The sequence below is a fragment of the Sutcliffiella horikoshii genome, assembly GCF_008180725.1.
GTDB lineage: Bacteria > Bacillota > Bacilli > Bacillales > Bacillaceae_I > Sutcliffiella_A > Sutcliffiella_A horikoshii_B.
Map to the genome: position 1 here is coordinate 482,805 of NZ_VTEV01000003.1, position 17,518 is coordinate 500,322.

Below are 17,518 nucleotides of genomic sequence, written 5' to 3' on the forward strand. Positions count from 1 at the left end.
TTTTAGACAAAAAATTCAACAAAATACGCGTAATCGGTTACAATAGTGATGTTACATAACCATTTTCTTAGGGGGCAATACAATGAAGGATCCTCGGATTCAAACACTTGCAAAAAACTTAATTAACTATTCTGTTCGTCTTCAAAAAGGCGAAAAGGTATTAATCGAAAACTTTGGACTGCAAAGAGAACTTGTTGTCGCACTTGTTGATGAAGCATATAAAGCTGGCGGATATCCATTCGTATCATTAAAAGATGTTCAGGTAGACCGCGCCCTATTAATGGGAGCCCAAGAAGAACAATATAGCATGAAAGCAGATTTTGAAGCAAATGTCATGAAAAATATGGATGCTTATATCGGGCTTCGTTCTGGCGACAACATCGCAGAATTGTCTGATGTTCCTGATGACAAACAAAAAATCCAAGGCAGTACGGTAGGAAAGAAAGTGCACCGTGACATCCGTGTTCCTAAAACAAAATGGGTCGTTCTTCGTTATCCAAATGCCAGTATGGCGCAGCTTGCAAAAATGAGTACAGAAGGTTTTGAGAACTTCTATTTCGATGTATGTAATCTTGATTATGGAAAAATGAGCAATGCGATGGATGCTCTTGTTGAATTAATGAATAAAACAGACAAGGTACGAATTACCGGAGAAGGTACAGATCTTACATTCTCTATTAAAGATATTCCTGCAATTAAATGCGCAGGTGAAATGAATATTCCAGACGGTGAAGTATATACAGCTCCTGTAAAGGATTCTGTTAACGGTACGATTACGTATAATACACCATCTCCATACCAAGGCTTCACATATGAAAATGTGAAATTGACTTTCCGCGACGGAAAAATTGTGGAAGCAACAGCCAATGATTCCGACCGTATCAATAAAATCTTTGATACAGATGAAGGTGCACGTTTCATTGGTGAATTTGCTATCGGTGTGAACCCTTATATCCAACATCCGATGCAAGATATCCTGTTTGACGAAAAAATCGATGGAAGCTTCCATTTCACTCCTGGTCAGGCATATGAAGATGCTTGGAACGGCAATAATTCCGATATTCATTGGGATATGGTAATGATCCAACGTCCTGAATATGGCGGAGGAGAAATCTACTTTGATGATGTTCTGATCAGAAAAGATGGAAAGTTTGTTGTTTCGGAACTTGAGGGATTGAATCCGGAGAACTTGAAGTAAGGTTTGAACCATCCGCAAAGGAATTGCGGGTGGTTTTTTATTATTGCTTTAGACTTCTTTAATGATTTGCACCCTTGTCAAGACCTCTCTCTATCCATTTTCACGCTACTGAAGTCTTTATACCTCTTCTCACGACCTCTCTCTATCCATTTTCACGCCACTGAAGTCTTCATACCTCTTCTCACGACCTCTCTCTTCCCATTTTTACGCTACAAAGGTCTTCATTCAATTCGACAAAATAAAAACCGGCTTCCCCTCTACCTGAATGAAAGCCGGTTCTTATTTTCATTTTTATTCTACTTCATGCTGAAGTGACTTCTCATATGCTTCTTGGAATTTGGTAACATCACCGGCTCCCATGAAAATAATGACGCTATTTTCATGCTTTGCCAACAATTCTGTTCCTTCTTCTGTCAGAATTTCTGCACGATCTATTTTCTCCAACAGATCATTAATCGTAAGCTTTCCTTGATTTTCGCGGGCAGAACCGAAAATATCACATAGATATACATGATCAGCTCCGCTTAGACTTTCCGCAAATTCATTCAAGAATGTTTGAGTTCTTGTAAAAGTATGTGGTTGGAATACGGCAATCACATCGCGATCAGGATATTTTTGGTTGGCTGCATCAATTGTCGCACGGATCTCAGTTGGATGATGGGCATAATCATCAATCAACACTTGAGAGCCTATTACTTTCTCTGAAAATCTTCGTTTAACTCCTTCAAAAGTCAGCAACTGGCTTTGAATCACATCGACAGGAATTTCCTCGTAGTGACATAACGCAATTACAGCCAAAGAGTTCATAATGTTGTGGTCACCATACCCATTTATTTTAAATGTAGCATAATGGTTATTACGTACATATACATCAAATGTGGTACCTTCTGTTGATTTTTCCACATGACGTGCTTGGAAATCATTCTCTTCCCCGAAACCATAGTAGATTACTGGAACTTTTGCTTGGATTTTTTGCAGGTACTCGTCATCTCCACATGCAATGATCCCCTTCTTCACTTGCATTGCCATCTCTTGGAAGGCAGAAAACACATCATCAATACTGCCAAAATAATCAGGATGGTCAAAATCGATATTTGTCATGATCGTGTAATCAGGAAAATAGGATAAGAAATGTCTTTTGTACTCACATGCTTCAAATACAAAATATTCACTACCCTCTACTCCACGCCCTGTGCCATCTCCAATAAGGTAAGATGTAGGCTTCGCCCCTTGAATGACATGAGAAAGCAATCCTGTTGTAGACGTCTTTCCGTGCGCTCCCGTTACGGCGATACTGGTGTATTTCTCCATAAATTGGCCCAGGAATTGCGGATAGCGTATAACTGGGATATTTAGTTCTTTTGCCGCTTCTATCTCCTCATGTGTGTCAGGAAATGCATTACCGGCAATAACCGTCATATCTTCCGTAATATTGTCCTTGTCAAAAGGGAGGATGGTAATCCCTTTTTCTTCAAGGCCTTTTTGCGTAAAGAACCTCTTTTCAATATCCGACCCTTGTACTTGAAAATGCATATCGTCCAATATACCGGCAAGGGCACTCATTCCTGATCCTTTAATACCAACAAAATGATAAATGGTCATGAAAAAACCTCCAACATTTATCTATATATAATTCGCTTATTCATGCAAACGAACTGAATAATAGTTTTTATTTTTTTACCAAACGTAGTTTTCTCCGCATAGATAATCCATTATATGATTAGCGTCTAAAAATGCTAATTCCCTTATGTTTAGGGATTAAAACCATATGTAGAAAAGACTTTTCTTAACAACGACCTATTATAGCACTAATTCAATAATTCCTCTACCGTACTCTTATGTATCGGACCATCACAGGAAAAACTGATAGACCTTCTTCCTAACAGTTTCTCCATATCCCACGCATTGGTATACTCTAATCCACTTTTTCCAGTCGTTCATTGAAGCGGTATTTTCGTCCCGCCTTTGCTTGTGGTTCCCCGTTTAACACAACATTATCTCCAGTAAAACCAATATGAATCTTCAGCAAGCTTCCTCCCACACCATAAATATCAACCGGCACGTTCTGCTCTTCGAATTCTCTGATGCGTTGCTCACTGAATCCACCGCTTACGACAATCTTCACATGTTGGAATCCTTCTTTATCCAATGCTTCACGCAGTGCGAAAACAAGTGGAGCATTTACCCCACGTGGGTCAAAGGTTCCCAGTACATCTTGATGGCGAATGAAATGCTGATCGATCATGGTTCTCGATGTATCGACGCGGACTCCCTTTAACTTATCACCGAATTCTCTTGCCACTCGCAATGCATCTGTTATGACATCGTTGTTGTAGTCTACCAACACCAACAAGTCATCCTCAGGGAATTTCGCATGGTAAGCTTTAGAAGCCTCTACAACATCCCCATTAAATAGCTGGATGAGGGCATGCGGCATCGTGCCCATCCCTTTTTTCCCCCACCATTCATTCATCGCATGGGTTGCTTGGGCCGTGGAGCCTCCAATATGCGCTGCATATCCGTCTCCCGCTTGTTGGGTATAATGATCATCACGATCTCCCATAAATATGACTGGTTTTTGTCCTGCAGCTTTCACTACATTATAAACATTCGTAGACACCGACGTTCTTCTGGCCAGAATACCATCAATTACTCCTTCTAAGAATCCAAAATTCTGATAAGGGCCCGTAATGGTTAAAACTGTTTCAAACGGAGCAATTTTGTCTCCATCTTTTAAGGAATAAATCTCCAGTGATTCCGGGTCATCAGCGAAAGTCTTAATTAATGCAATCACTTCGTCTGTTCCACACAAAACCGCATGATCTTTTTGGAAAAATTGCATCGTCACAATGTTATCTGGTTTAAACTCTTTAACAATTTCTCGTGTTTTCAAAAAATATACAGCTGAAAACCATCCTTCTTTTACACGCTCATCAAATTTAAACGTGCGATTGGTCAGCCTTTTAATTTTACCTTGCAGCTTCAACTCAATTTCTTTCATCCTCTTAAAAGCTCCTTAAGACCCTGTTTTTGGGTTACTGTCTTGTCGGATAGACCGACTCCTATTGTTTACTAGTATTAATAATAATAGAAGATTGTATCCATTTACAACAACTTCAGTTAAGGAGCATTAAAAGTCAGAATCTTGCATACTGACAAGCTCCTCTTCTGAAACAAGTACATCTCTTGGTTTACTACCCTTTGGACCCGATATAACACCTTGGTCCTCCATCATTTCCATCAATCGTGCAGCTCGGTTATAGCCGATACGGAACCTTCTTTGCAAACTGGAAGTGGATGCTCCATTTTGGTCAATTACATATTGGCAAGCTTCCAAAAAGAGCTCATCTTCCTCTTGTATGGTGCTCTCTTTTAGTAATTCGCTCTGCTCAAACAAATAATTAGGCTTTTGCTCCTTACGAACATGGTCAACAGCTCTCTCTATCTCTTCATCTGATACAAAGTTACCTTGTACCCTGATTGGTTTAGGAGCACCATTTTCAAGCAACAGCATATCCCCACGCCCAAGAAGGCGTTCAGCTCCACCAATATCAATGATGGTTCTGGAATCGACTTGGGATGAAACAGAGAAGGCAATTCGTGTTGGAATATTTGCCTTGATAAGACCTGTAATAACATCTACAGACGGACGTTGTGTGGCAATCAATAAATGCATCCCGCAAGCACGTGCTTTTTGGGCAATCCGACAGATTGCCTCTTCTACGTCGCTTGGAGCAACCATCATCAGGTCAGCCAATTCATCAATGATGATGACCATATATGGCAAGGTTTCTTGGTTATGCTTTTTCGCAGTTTCATTGTACTTTCCAATATCTCTTACGCCTGCATGAACAAACAACTCATAACGGCGTTCCATCTCTTCGACTGCCCATTTCAACGCAGCTGTTGCTGCTTTAACATCTGTGATAACCGGGCTTACAAGATGAGGAATGTGGTTGTATGGTGTAAGTTCTACCATTTTGGGATCTATCAATAAAAGTTTCACTTCGTCCGGAGTACTTTTATATAACAAACTCATAATGATAGAGTTTACACAGACGCTTTTTCCAGATCCCGTTGCACCGGCAATCAATCCGTGAGGCATTTTCTGCAAATCCAATACGACAGGTTGACCTGAAATATCCAACCCTAAAGCTACAGTCAATGGAGAATTATTCTGGATAAAAGATGGGTGTCGAATAATTTCTCGGATAAATACGGGCTTACTTACACGATTAGGAACTTCAATTCCAATCGTGTTTTTCCCTGGTATTGGTGCCTCCATCCGAATATCACGCGCAGACAAGCTTAGTTTAATGTCGTCACTTAAATTAGTAATTTTGTTTACCTTTACACCAGGTTCTGGTTGTACTTCAAACTGAGTAACAGATGGCCCTTGTGTTGCTTTTACTACTTTGGCACCTACCCTGAAATGATGTAAGGTTTCGTCTAGTAATTGTTTTTGCGCTTCTACCCAATCTTGGTCACCTTGCGAATGCTGTGGTGGGATGGCTAGCATTGTTATAGGTGGCTTTCTGTAAAATGGTTGGGATACTTCTGCTTTAGCCAACATCTGTTGTTTTTTCTCCAAAGAACGTTTATCCTGCTTAAGCATAATTACATTAAAAGGAATGTTCTGTTTAGAAGATGACTCTTTTTTACGAGTTACTTCTGGTTTTGAATGTTCTACCCTTTCCTCTTTAGGCTCGCTATATTGCATAGTTGCAGCTGATTCCTGTTGAGAAATAGAAACATCTTCATTTACTTCATCCATATCTTCTATTACTTCAATATCTTCTATAACTTCAATTGATTGATCTATATCAGCTTCAAAGTGTTCTTCGCTGACAGCTCTATCTATCATTGAAGTGATCGGATTCTCCCTTTCCCAGCTATCCTCTGAGGTATCCTTCTCTTCTATTAACTCTTCACTAAAAGCTTGTACCTTTGATTTGTCTCTATCTGTCATTTCTTCAAAGTTTACACTAGCGTAGCTTTCAAGTGGGTTCCATTGGGTTGCCTCATTAGAGATTGGTTTTGGTTCTTTACTGTACAGCTCAATCTCAGGGATAAATTCTTCTTTCTTTTCCGTAAGTGGACGAGGTTTATATCCATAAATAGGGGACACCACCTCTGTTGGATGGAAGGGTTGTTTATTTTTATTTGTTACTTTTTCGAATGCTCTTGGTGTACTTTTTTTCTTTGTTGTTTCTTTGGGTTTTACTGGCTCTTCTGTCGCTTTTTCTTGTTTCACTTTTATTGATTTTGGCTTGTTTTGTTCTGCTGATTTAGGTTTATTAGGATGATTAGCTTTAGCTTGTTGTCTTCTTTCCTGTCTTGGCTGCTGTTCTTTTTTTCCTTCATCCGGAATAAGAGGAAAGCGAAATTTACCTGTAGGATATTGATAAGTCACTTTTGCTGTAGGTTGTTTTTGCTTATTTTCCGGTTTCTTAGCGTAATCTTGCTCAATGGTCCTTTCTTCCTCATCACTTAGCTGAGCAAACAGCTTTTTAAACCAGTTCACATTCATCACACTCTTTCTTTGTTGTTCGTAACCTGTTCTCTTATCAGGTTCAGTAGGCAAAAAACCACTAGAGAACATCTAGTGGTGAAAAAGAAAGTCATCTCGAAATTAACCTGAAAACGGTTGGCCCGCCTCATATTTCTCGGTTTCTAAAACAAGGATACCTTTTTCTGCCGGTGCATTTGGAAGGTCTAGTTCTTTCGCAGAACAAATCATCCCTGAGGATGCAACGCCTCGCAGTTCTGCATCTCTAATAACAAGTCCACTAGGCATGACTGCTCCAACCTTCGCAACTACGACATATTGTCCGTTATCTACATTTGGGGCGCCACAAACAATCTGAAGTACTTCTGTCCCTACATCTACTTTACATACACTTAGTTTGTCTGCATTTGGATGTTTTTCTTTTTCTATCACATGTCCAACAACAAACTTCGGGCTAAGATCAGGATTGAGGGTTTCTTTCACTCCATTTTCCTCTAAGGCTTGATTAAGTTTTGCAATTAGGTCTTCTGTTAGGTTGACTGGGCCTTTGAAGTCGTCTACTGCTATATATTGGGATGCGTTAAAAAGGTTGTATCCCGCTATTTCTTTTGTTTCTTTATCTATAATCTTCGCAATGTCTCCGGTTTTTTCTACCATTCGATTGTTTAAATTGATTTCTTTTATGTAGATTAGTAGTGTGTCACCTATGCCTTCTTGGTTATAGTACACGTTTATGGTCATGTTTTTCTTCCTTTCTTTTTTTAGGGTTAGGTTTAACCTCCAGTTTCCTTACGTTTCAGGGGTTCGCTTTCCGCGGGACGGTGCTTGAGCCTCCTCGGCTTTGCCTGCGGGGTCTCAAGCTACCGTTTCTCCCCCGCTGGAGTCTCACCCCTTGCACTCCAGTCAACTGGGGGATTTGTTTACCTTTAAGTTATCTCTATAACTTCCGGTTTCCTTACGTTCCAGGGAATCGCTTATCCAGAGGACGGTGCTTAAGTCTCTCACCTTGCACTACAGTCAACCTGGGAGATTTATTTACTTTTCTTATTGTCTTTTCCTAGGATAAATATTGGTTCTAGTTCTCCTTCTTCATAAAGGAAGGATAGCGCAGTAATTGGAATTTTGCCGTTTACGAAAAAGCTCATGTTCAATTCGGCTAGAATGTCATAGCCTACTTCATTTTGAATATCTGAAAGTATTAAGACATCTTGATGGGGAACAGATACCGTCATCGTCCCAGACACTTGCTTTTTAAACGAATCCAAGAATGAATCATTTAATATTCTACTTGCATCGTAACCATCGTTGGAACGGACAAAATAAAAGGTATTGCCTGCCACCACATCTTCTTTCATATTTGTCGGAAGCGATCTTACATTAAACATGGCCATTTCTTTGATGGTATTTTTAGTTAAGTTTTCTCTTTGAAGAAGTTGCTCATCAATCAACTTATAAGATTTCCCTAAATCTACTGCGTAGTAAATTCTTGTTTCCGCTGTATGTTCATCATAAACCAACGGAATGTCATTACTTGTCGTTGGGAATGAAGTAGAGCGAATAACAGGATAAATATGGCGTTCAGCACCATTTAATTGTACAGGTATTTTCATGCTTGTTAGCGCTTCTTTGACATAATACACATACTCTTCAATAGCATTTATATCATTTGTTTGTTCGTATTTTGAAAGCACACCCTGGAGTGCGATAGAGATTCCTTTTTTTGTTTCCTTATCCTCCACTCGTAAGGATTCTTTTTCTCGATCATATGTAAATACCCAGTTAGGATGGGATAACTTCTCTTCCATTAATCGTTTTATTTGTAGTACTGTCATTTTTCCCATGAGAAACAATCCTTTCTCTTCATTGCTTACCCTTTATTGTACAACAAATCTATGGAAGAATGTAATTGTCGAAGTCTGTTTTACAGAAAGAATGTCCCACATGCCATGTTCCACCGTTTTTTCTCTATACATAGACTTGATACCCCTTTCCACCTTCCGTTTATCCACCAAAAGACCTTCATTGCATATTTATTAGCTGAACCTTAGTGCTCATATTGGCTTCCTTTATTCTTTTAGGAATAGGGTGTCTAGTAGATTTTGCTTGTTTTTTTATTGGTTGTCATTTAATTGCACCCACTGGGACATTTCCACTATTACCCATCAACTTGTTATTTAAGACTATAAATAATAGAAAACCCTTTAAAATAGAATTTTTTAACAATTTTACTTCGTTTTGTCACTTTTTATCCAACCTCTACCAATTTACTATTATGAAAAACCTGTCTCAAACCAACGGACTATTTTTAGAATATTCTGATACTTTTCTTTCTTTTTCGACACTATTCTTCTACACACTTTATTAATCTTTAATTGTCACCGAGATACTCCTACATAGCGAAAGACTCTACCTTCCGTAGTGGCAGGTGGACATTTTCTTAACAAAAAAAGGGGGGAAGATTCGTCGGTTTTTTTGTATTTCATTTTAAAGGGGGATGTTGAATGAGTAGGAAGAACAAGCGTAATTTTGCTAGAGTATTCAGTATCATTATGTGTTTATTACTGATCGCCCCAAGCTTTAACTTTGGTACAGCTTCTGCACAAGGGACAAAAGCTTCCGTCTCTTTGGGGGAATCTAAAGAAGTGATGGCAAGTAAAATAACGGATCGTTTATCTACACAGTTTTCTAAAGATGGGGAAAAAGTTACCTTCCTTATCAAATTTAAAGAACAGGTAGATACGCAGGCAGTAGCTGCTAAAGCTGTGAAAGCAGCAAAGGTTCAAAAAGCTTCTGCTGGACAAGAAAAACTGATGAAGCGTAATGCTGTTGTATCTGAGTTAAGAGCAACATCAATCGAAACCCAAGCAAATGTAAAAGAGTATCTTGAAAAAGCGGTAGCAGAAGGGAAAGCAAAGGACATCCAATCCTTCTATGTAGTAAACGGTATGGCCGTTACTGCTACGAAAGAAGTAATGGAAGAGCTTGCTAGATTCCCAGAAATCGAAAAACTTCTACCAAACGAAGTACGTCAGTTGGATCCATCAGCAGAGGCAGCTGCGACAACTGAAATTGAAGTAGAAGAAAAGCCTGCTGCAAATCTTGAGAACATCGAGTGGGGCGTTGCTCAAATCGGTGCACCTCAAGCATGGGAAATGGGTGTTGACGGTCAAGGGACTGTAGTCGCAAGCATTGATACTGGTGTCCAGTGGGACCACCCAGCATTAATGGAAAAATACCGTGGCTACAATGGTGGTAGTGCGGATCATGAGTACAATTGGTTTGACGCTACTCCGGCAAACCAGTCCACTCCTTACGATGACGACGGTCACGGTACCCACGTAACAGGTACAATGGTCGGTGCTGAGCCAAATGGATCTAACCAAATTGGGGTTGCTCCTGGAGCAAAATGGATTGGCGTTAAAGCATTTACTCCATCCGGTGGTACGGACGTTGCCCTTCTTGCAGCTGGTGAGTGGATTCTAGCTCCAAAAGATGCTAGCGGAACTCCAAACCCTGCGATGGCTCCGGACGTTGTGAACAACTCTTGGGGCGGCGGACCTGGCTTAGATGAGTGGTATCGTCCAATGGTTCAAGCATGGGTTGCCGCTGATATCTTCCCTGCATTCGCAGCTGGAAATACGCGCATCGGAAACCCTGGTGGTCCTGGGTCAGTTTCCACTCCTGGTAACTATCCGGAATCTTTTGCCACTGGTGCAACGGATGTAAACATGAATCTTGCTAGCTTCTCTTTACAAGGTCCATCTCCTTATGATGAAATCAAGCCTGAAGTATCCGCACCTGGAGTTGGAATTCGTTCTTCCTTCCCTGGAAGCGAATATGGTGCTGCAAGTGGTACTTCCATGGCAAGCCCGCACGTAGCTGGTGTGGTTGCGTTACTAAAGCAGGTTAACTCTAGCCTGACTGTAGCAGACATCGAGGAAATTTTGATGACTACTGCAACGGCAAGAACTGATTCCAACTTCCCTGACTCTCCAAACAACGGATATGGACATGGTATCATCAATGCATTTGATGCTGTTTCTTCCATCATTTCCGGTCTTGGAAAAATCAAAGGGCAAGTTGCAAAGGATGGAGAAGATAGCGAAGCTCCAACCTTCGAACATACAGCACCTGCTGAAACGTATGCTGGTATGAGCCTTCCTTTAAGCATTCATGTGCAGGATAATGTAAGTATTTCTTCTGTAACATTGCAATATCAAAACACTGCTGGTGATTGGGTAGATCTTGCCGCAGAACGTGCATCTGGTTCTTACAATGACGCTACTTACACAGCATCCATTCCTGGTGATGACATTGGTGAACCATCCGTATCTTACCGCTTTCACATTGTCGACTTCGGTGGCAACGAAGTAACATCTGATACGTACGAAGTAAGCGTTCAACCTGGTATTTCCGTTGGATACTCCACAGACTTTGAAACAGATCCTGTGGGCTGGTATTCTTTCGGAGCTGAAAACACATGGCAATGGGGCGTACCTTCTGCTGGTCCGGCTGAGGCAAACTCCGGTGAAAAAGTATATGGAACAAACCTTGAAGGCAACTACGGAAACCGTGCAAACATGACACTTGTGATGCCTCCTATCGACCTACCTGAAGATAGTGGTGCATATCTTCAGTTCATGAACTGGTTCAACCTGGAGACTCGTTACGATTTCGGTCATGTATTCGTTTCTACAGACCAAGAGAACTGGACTCAACTTCTGCGTTTCGATGGTATCAGCGAAAGCTGGACTGCTAGGGAAGTTGACCTTTCTGCATATGCTGGTCAACGTATTTACATCGGTTTCAACGTTACAACAGACGGTAGTGTTGTACGTACAGGTTGGTACATTGATGATGTAGCATTATCTGCAGAATCTAATGCAACTGAGTCTGCTTCCACTCAGCTGGAAGTTACGAAAGAAGAGAAAGTGGAAGTAAAAGAGGAGCAAGTAAATCCTGATAAAATCCATCCGGTTGCTACTCCTGAAAAAGAAGAAGCAGTGAAAGAAGATGTTAACCCGGCGGCACTTCCATTACATGCACAAGTGACTGTATTGGAAACAAACCGTTCTGTTAACACAAACCCTGCAAACGGACAATACGAAATGTTACATGCAGCAGGCACATTCACTGTAGAAGCTGCAGCTTATGGATATCATCCAGCTCAACAAACAGTTGACATCCCTGCAGACGGTGAGGCGGTTGCAAACTTCGTACTAGACGAAATTGCACAAGGAACCGTTACTGGTACTGTAACTAACAGCGCGACAGGTGAACCTGTTGCCAACGCAACATTGATGCTTGTTGAGGATGCAGCTATTGCACCTGTAACAACTGATGAAAACGGAAACTTCTCTATTACTGCTTATGAAGGCGACTACACGCTACGTGTAATGGCTCCTTCTTATTACAGTGAAAATGTGGAGATTTCCATTGAAGGAGATGCTACAACAGAACTTGACATCGAATTACGCCCATTCATTGGATATCCTGGCGAAATCGGCTATGACGATGGTACAGCTGAAAATGCCCGCGCATTCTATGATGCCGGAAACGGTTGGGCAGTTAAAATGTCTCTACCTGAAGGTCAAAACAGTGCTCTGGTGACTGGTGGATTATTCCGATTCTGGGATACTACATGGCCAACTCCTGGTGGTACAGACTTTAAAGTAGAGGTTTGGGATGCATCTGGCACTGATGGAGCTCCCGGATCCAAGCTTGCTGGACCATTTGATGGAACGGCACTTCGTACAGGCGAATGGACAACTGTTGACTTAGCTGCGCATGGAATCATCGTAGAACAAGACTTCTACATGGTTTACATCCAGTCTCAACCAAATCCAAATGCTCCTGGACTTGGAACTGACGAAGATGGACCAAACGCTGGCCGTAGCTGGCAATATGTAGGTGGTGCATGGTCTCCTGCTCCTGAAGAAGAAGGAAACTACATGATCCGTGCTTTGGTTAACTTTGAAGTAACACCACCTACTATTACTTCTCCTGCCGATGGAACATTCACTAATGAATCTACTGTAACGGTGGAAGGTAATGCATCCCCGACAACAACGGTTCATGTAATGAACAACGGTGAAGAAGTTGCAACTGCTACAGCTTCTGAAGAAGGAACGTTTGCAGTGGATATTGAGCTTGCTAACGGCGAAAACGTGTTAACGGCTAAATCTTCCACTGAAACAGGCGTGACAGAAGAATCTGCACCTGTTACAGTTGTTCTTGATAAAGCTAAACCTGAGCTTGCCATTACAAGTCCTGAAGATGGTTCCAAAACGAACCGTGAAACGGTTACCGTAACAGGTACAGTAGCAGATGAAAACCTTGATTTTGTAAAAGTCAACGGGAAGAAAGCTTCTGTTGAGGATGGCACATACTCTTTAAGAGTAATGCTTGAAAACGGAGAAAATAACATCCGTGTAGTTGCTCAGGACCTAGCTGGCAACCGTAAGAGACAAGATGTAACGGTTTATGCGAACTATGATGCGCCTGAAATTACAAACCTAAAACCAGAAGAAGATAAGCACTTAAGTGCCGGTGAATCTGTGAAGATTGAATTTAACAGTGCAGAAGGCCTGCGTGCAACATTCTCTATCCGTATGCCATTAACAAATGCTTCTATGATGATGCAAGGCAACGATGTTAACTATAATTTAAACAATGCAGTTGAACTTCCTTTGATGGAACAATCTCCTGGCTATTATGTAGGATATTGGACTGCAACTTCTAGCGTCGTAGCGAGCGGAGCAGAAATCGAGGTTAAAGTATCTGATGACTTCGGTAATGTGACTCGTGCCATTGCAGATGGTAAGCTGTTCATCAATGAAGGAAATGATGGTAGTAAAAAAGATAAAAAGAAAAAGAAAAAGAACTAAGTAGTTGAAAAGGAGCAGGCAACCCACGGGACACCGTGATTGCCTGCTCCTTTGTGAATTATAATGAAGCAACAAAAGCTTCAATCTCTTCTTGGGTTTTACGATCCTTGCTTACAAAACGCCCTGCTTCTTCTCCATTTTTAAACCCAACAAAGCTTGGAATTCCAAATACGCTTAACTCGGCGCAAAGATCAATAAACTCGTCTCTGTCCACGTAAATAAACGTATACTCATTAAACTTCTCCATAATTTCAGGCAATACCGGTTCAATGACACGGCAATCTGGACACCAGTCCGCAGAAAACATAAACACAACATTCTTCTCACTTTTCAATTGGTTGAATTGCTCTATCGATTGTAACTTTTCCATTAAAACGTCACCCTCCAATATTTATTTTCATGTCGCCTTCTTTAATGAAAGATTTCTTTCTCATCCACTCTGATACAGCTAAACTTACCACAGCAGGACCCAAAATGTGAAGCAACAAGACTTTTACTAGGACTGACACAGAGAACCCCATAGAAGCAAAGGTCATAATCTGACCGACCAAACCGCTTGTCCCCATACCAGCCCCTTCTTTTACATTCGTCATTTGAAAAATTGTCGTTCCTAACGGGGCAAAAATTATTCCCGCAATCGTTGGCGGGATAATAATCATTGGATTTTTAATAATATTCGGCACTTGCAGCATGGAAGTTCCAATACCTAATGCTAATAGCCCAGACATTTTATTTTCGCGGTAACTGCTAACAGCAAATCCAACCATTTGAGCTGCACAACCAATTGTTGCCGCTCCTGCTGCAATTCCTTCAAGCCCCAACATCAAAGCAATTGCCGCACTTGAAATAGGAGCCGTTAATGCCCAACCCATCAATACGGCTACTAAGATACCCATTACAATAGGCTGTTGTTCAGTGGCCCACATGATGACAGATCCTAATGAATTCATCCCGGCATTTATTGGAGGACCTATAAAGGTTGCAACAAGAAATCCTGTGAGTATTGTTACAAAAGGCGTCACCAGGATATCCACTTTTGTTTCTTTTGAGACCATCTTTCCTACTTCCGTAGCCAATAATGCTGCAACAAAACTACCGGCAGGTCCTCCTAATTGGGCCCCGGCTGCCCCAGCAATAAGTGCAGAAAACAACACTAAAGGAGGCGCTTTCAAGCCATATGCTACTGCTGCCCCAATTGCCGGACCCATCATACTCATTGCCAATATTCCCATATCTGTGAAGAAAGTCCAGCCTGCTTGATCCCCAACTGTTTTAATAATCAGGCCAATTATAAGCGAGGAGAAGAGTCCAAGAGCCATATAACTCAGGCCATCAATAAAGTACACCCTTGGAGAAAGGGTCACTCCTTTTTTATGTAAAAAAGATTTCATATTCTCACTCATTCCTTTTTATTTTTCCTACCTCTATTACATTAATAATACCGAAACATAGTCGATATATACTAGTAGAATATTCTAGCTTTTGTTAAAAGGTTGTTGTGGATTTTGTAGAATTATGTCTATAATTACTTTAAAATATCAGACTTTTAACAAAACATATAAAATTCGAAAGTCTTTTATGTTTTAGGGGGGTAACATGAAAACAATTAGAGGTAGAGTTAGATTTATTTTATTGACTGCCATTACAGGGCTCATCATCGTATTGCTATTTAATTTCTTTTTCTACTTTACGCAATCCAACGCAAAAGAGCAAGAAGCCGCTCTATTTGAAGCTGTGAATGGTAGTAAAGAAATAAAATTCGGTTTCTCAGACACTAGGAAAAATGAGCAGGAGTTCTTACGGGTGCCAAGTGACGAAACTTCCGCCGTCATGAAGGAAAACCTTGAAAACATTAAGCAGGAAGCAGCAGAAATGCAGAAGCAGTTCGCAGAATATGAAGAAATTGCTAGTCGGTTTGCACAAATTGAAACAGCAGCTTCCGATTATATGAACGAATTTGTCCCTTTAGAAGAGCTGTATAAAGAGATAGGTTATACAGAGTTTACGGGGCTTCAAGGGGAAATGAACGGTGTCATCCGAAATTTGGTTATTAATGTACGAGGTGCCAATCGCGAGGATCTGAATGCTACACTTATGAACCTTCGCCTTTTTGAACAACAATATATGGCGACAAAACAGGAAGCAAGATTTAGAGATTTCATGAAAAGTGCTGAGACATTTAAGGAGCAATTGGACGCAACCGATTTGCCAGATTCACAAAAAAATGGTCTATTGGAGCTCTACAATCCTTATGTACAGTCAATGACTAACCTTTATAATAACTACAACTCTTCATACGGCTTTATAAGAAGTTTTGAAGAAATCAGTAATGGGGTTGAACAAAGCGTAAATGAAGTGGAAGCTGCGGTGATGGACGTACAATCAAGTCTTCAAGAGGAATCAAATCGCAAGCTTCAGACCATTATGTTGCTAACCTTAATAATAAGCGGGCTATTATTAGTGTTTTTAAGTTCTACAGGCTATTTCCTAAATAGAAAAATAGCTTCTTCTATTCGTTCGTTAAAAGATGGTGCATCCAAGATCGGAGAAGGCAATTTTGCTTACAGAGTACCAATTACAACGAAAGATGAAATGGCTGACTTAGCAATAACATTTAATAGTATGGCTGAAAAGGTACAGATTTCACTTTTAAAAGTTATGGAAGCGACTGATAAGCTTCAATCCTCTTCCCAAAACCTTGCTGCAATTTCTGAAGAGACGACCGCTCAGTCCACAGAAGTGAACGAAGCCATCAAACAAGTAGCCATAGGTTCAAGTGAACAGGCACTTCATCTCGATGAAAGTACAGAAATCCTAAAGCGAGTAAAGGCCGCAGTAGAACAGGCGAATCAGTTAAGTATAGATATTAAGAGTAAGGCCGATCATGCAAGAACAATGGGAGAAGACGGGCTAACAGTAGTAAAGGATTTATATAACTCTTCTGAACAATTTCTTAATCTGGCCAACCACCTAACGGAACGTGTGCAACAAGCTACAAAACAGTCGCAACAAATTAATTCTATTGTCGCTACCATTCAGGAAATCGCCGAAAACACAGACCTGCTTGCACTTAATGCTGCCATTGAATCAGCTCGTGCAGGGGACGCTGGTCGTGGTTTTGCCGTGGTTGCACAAGAGGTTAGAAAATTGGCTGAACGCTCCAAGCATGAAGCGTTGTCTATTAAAAAGCTAGTAACAGAAATGGGCAAGCAAATGGGTAAGCTTTCAGATGACGCCCTACAATTTAACGAATACAGGGATCTCCAACAGGAGTCGGTAAATCAAACGAAAACCTCTTTTGAAAAAATTGCCGGAAATGTTATGGAGATTAACAATAAGGTAGACGATGTGCAGGAAGCAATTGTACATGTAACAGAATCAAACAAGCAGCTTGAAGAAAAACTATCAGAAGTCCATTATATTTCCGAAGAGGCAGCCGCAACTTCAGAACAGGTAAGTGCTTCGAGCGAACACCAAATAGTCGCTATTGAACAAGTGAACGAAGCAGCTATCTCCCTATCGGATATAGCCATTGAACTTCAAGAAGAAGTCAGTCAGTTTACGGTGGAAGATGAGAAAGAACTTTCAGTAGAAGAGTCTGACCACACAGATGAAAACCTACAGTACGAGGAATTAGAAGAAGACACCGTTTCTTACCATTACGATGACGAAGAAACTCAAAAAGAAAACTGGATACACCAAGAAGCAGCTGCCTCTATTGAACAAACTGAAGAAAAAGAAAATAAATAAATGTAAAAAAGGTTTGCCTTCTTCACGGAGGCAAACCTTTTTCATTTATTAGAGGCTCAGTTAAAACCCGCTGTTCCTTTCCGCAAATGGCTTCGCTTTCCTAGGGGCCCTGCTGGAGCCTCCTCGGCTACGCCTGTGGGGTCTCCACCTAGCGCTATCTCCCTCAGGAGTCTT

Annotated in this window: 10 protein-coding genes; 3 read left to right on the forward strand and 7 right to left on the reverse strand. The window is 40.9% G+C overall.

The genetic code is table 11. The features are described from left to right. Nucleotides 1-82: 82 nt before the first annotated feature. Nucleotides 83-1,198, forward strand: a complete 1,116-nt coding sequence (locus FZC76_RS09250; protein ID WP_088019218.1) for an aminopeptidase — start codon at nucleotides 83-85, stop codon at nucleotides 1,196-1,198. 291 nt (nucleotides 1,199-1,489) lie between these two features. On the opposite strand, the gene murC is transcribed toward FZC76_RS09250, so the two are convergent. The 5 genes from murC to FZC76_RS09275 all read right to left on the reverse strand — a co-directional run bounded on the left by murC (nucleotide 1,490) and on the right by FZC76_RS09275 (nucleotide 8,548). Beyond that, entirely contained in the window at nucleotides 1,490-2,800 is a 1,311-nt protein-coding gene (murC, locus tag FZC76_RS09255) for a UDP-N-acetylmuramate--L-alanine ligase (RefSeq protein ID WP_148987928.1), read from the reverse strand. Nucleotides 2,801-3,113: 313 nt separating this feature from the next. Continuing rightward, nucleotides 3,114-4,199, reverse strand: a complete 1,086-nt coding sequence (locus FZC76_RS09260; protein WP_148987929.1) for a nicotinate phosphoribosyltransferase — start codon at nucleotides 4,197-4,199, stop codon at nucleotides 3,114-3,116. A 129-nt stretch (nucleotides 4,200-4,328) separates the two neighbouring features. After that, a complete protein-coding gene (locus FZC76_RS09265) occupies nucleotides 4,329-6,722 on the reverse strand; it encodes a DNA translocase FtsK (RefSeq protein ID WP_148987930.1) in 2,394 nt (797 codons plus the stop codon). Nucleotides 6,723-6,830: 108 nt separating this feature from the next. Next, nucleotides 6,831-7,442 carry a YtpR family tRNA-binding protein gene (gene ytpR, locus FZC76_RS09270; RefSeq protein WP_187442018.1) on the reverse strand — a complete coding sequence of 204 codons (612 nt, stop codon included), beginning with the start codon at nucleotides 7,440-7,442 and terminating at the stop codon, nucleotides 6,831-6,833. A 296-nt stretch (nucleotides 7,443-7,738) separates the two neighbouring features. After that, on the reverse strand, nucleotides 7,739-8,548 hold the full coding sequence (locus tag FZC76_RS09275; RefSeq protein WP_148987932.1) for a DUF1444 domain-containing protein: 810 nt from the start codon (nucleotides 8,546-8,548) through the stop codon (nucleotides 7,739-7,741). Nucleotides 8,549-9,208: 660 nt separating this feature from the next. Here FZC76_RS09275 and FZC76_RS09280 point away from each other — a divergent pair. Then, the gene (locus FZC76_RS09280) at nucleotides 9,209-13,594 is read left to right on the forward strand and encodes a S8 family peptidase (protein ID WP_148987933.1); all 4,386 of its coding nucleotides are present in this window, start codon (nucleotides 9,209-9,211) and stop codon (nucleotides 13,592-13,594) included. A gap of 58 nt (nucleotides 13,595-13,652) precedes the next feature. Here FZC76_RS09280 and FZC76_RS09285 read toward each other — a convergent pair whose 3' ends face one another. Then, complete coding sequence (locus FZC76_RS09285) at nucleotides 13,653-13,964, reverse strand: thioredoxin family protein (RefSeq protein WP_060664732.1); 312 nt, start codon at nucleotides 13,962-13,964, stop codon at nucleotides 13,653-13,655. A gap of 7 nt (nucleotides 13,965-13,971) precedes the next feature. Then, nucleotides 13,972-14,985, reverse strand: coding sequence for a PTS transporter subunit IIC (locus FZC76_RS09290; protein ID WP_148987934.1), 1,014 nt, complete (start codon nucleotides 14,983-14,985; stop codon nucleotides 13,972-13,974). A gap of 205 nt (nucleotides 14,986-15,190) precedes the next feature. On the opposite strand from FZC76_RS09290, the gene FZC76_RS09295 reads away from it, so the two are divergent. Next, a complete protein-coding gene (locus FZC76_RS09295; protein ID WP_148987935.1) occupies nucleotides 15,191-17,344 on the forward strand; it encodes a methyl-accepting chemotaxis protein in 2,154 nt (717 codons plus the stop codon). The last annotated feature ends 174 nt before the right edge of the window (nucleotides 17,345-17,518 follow it).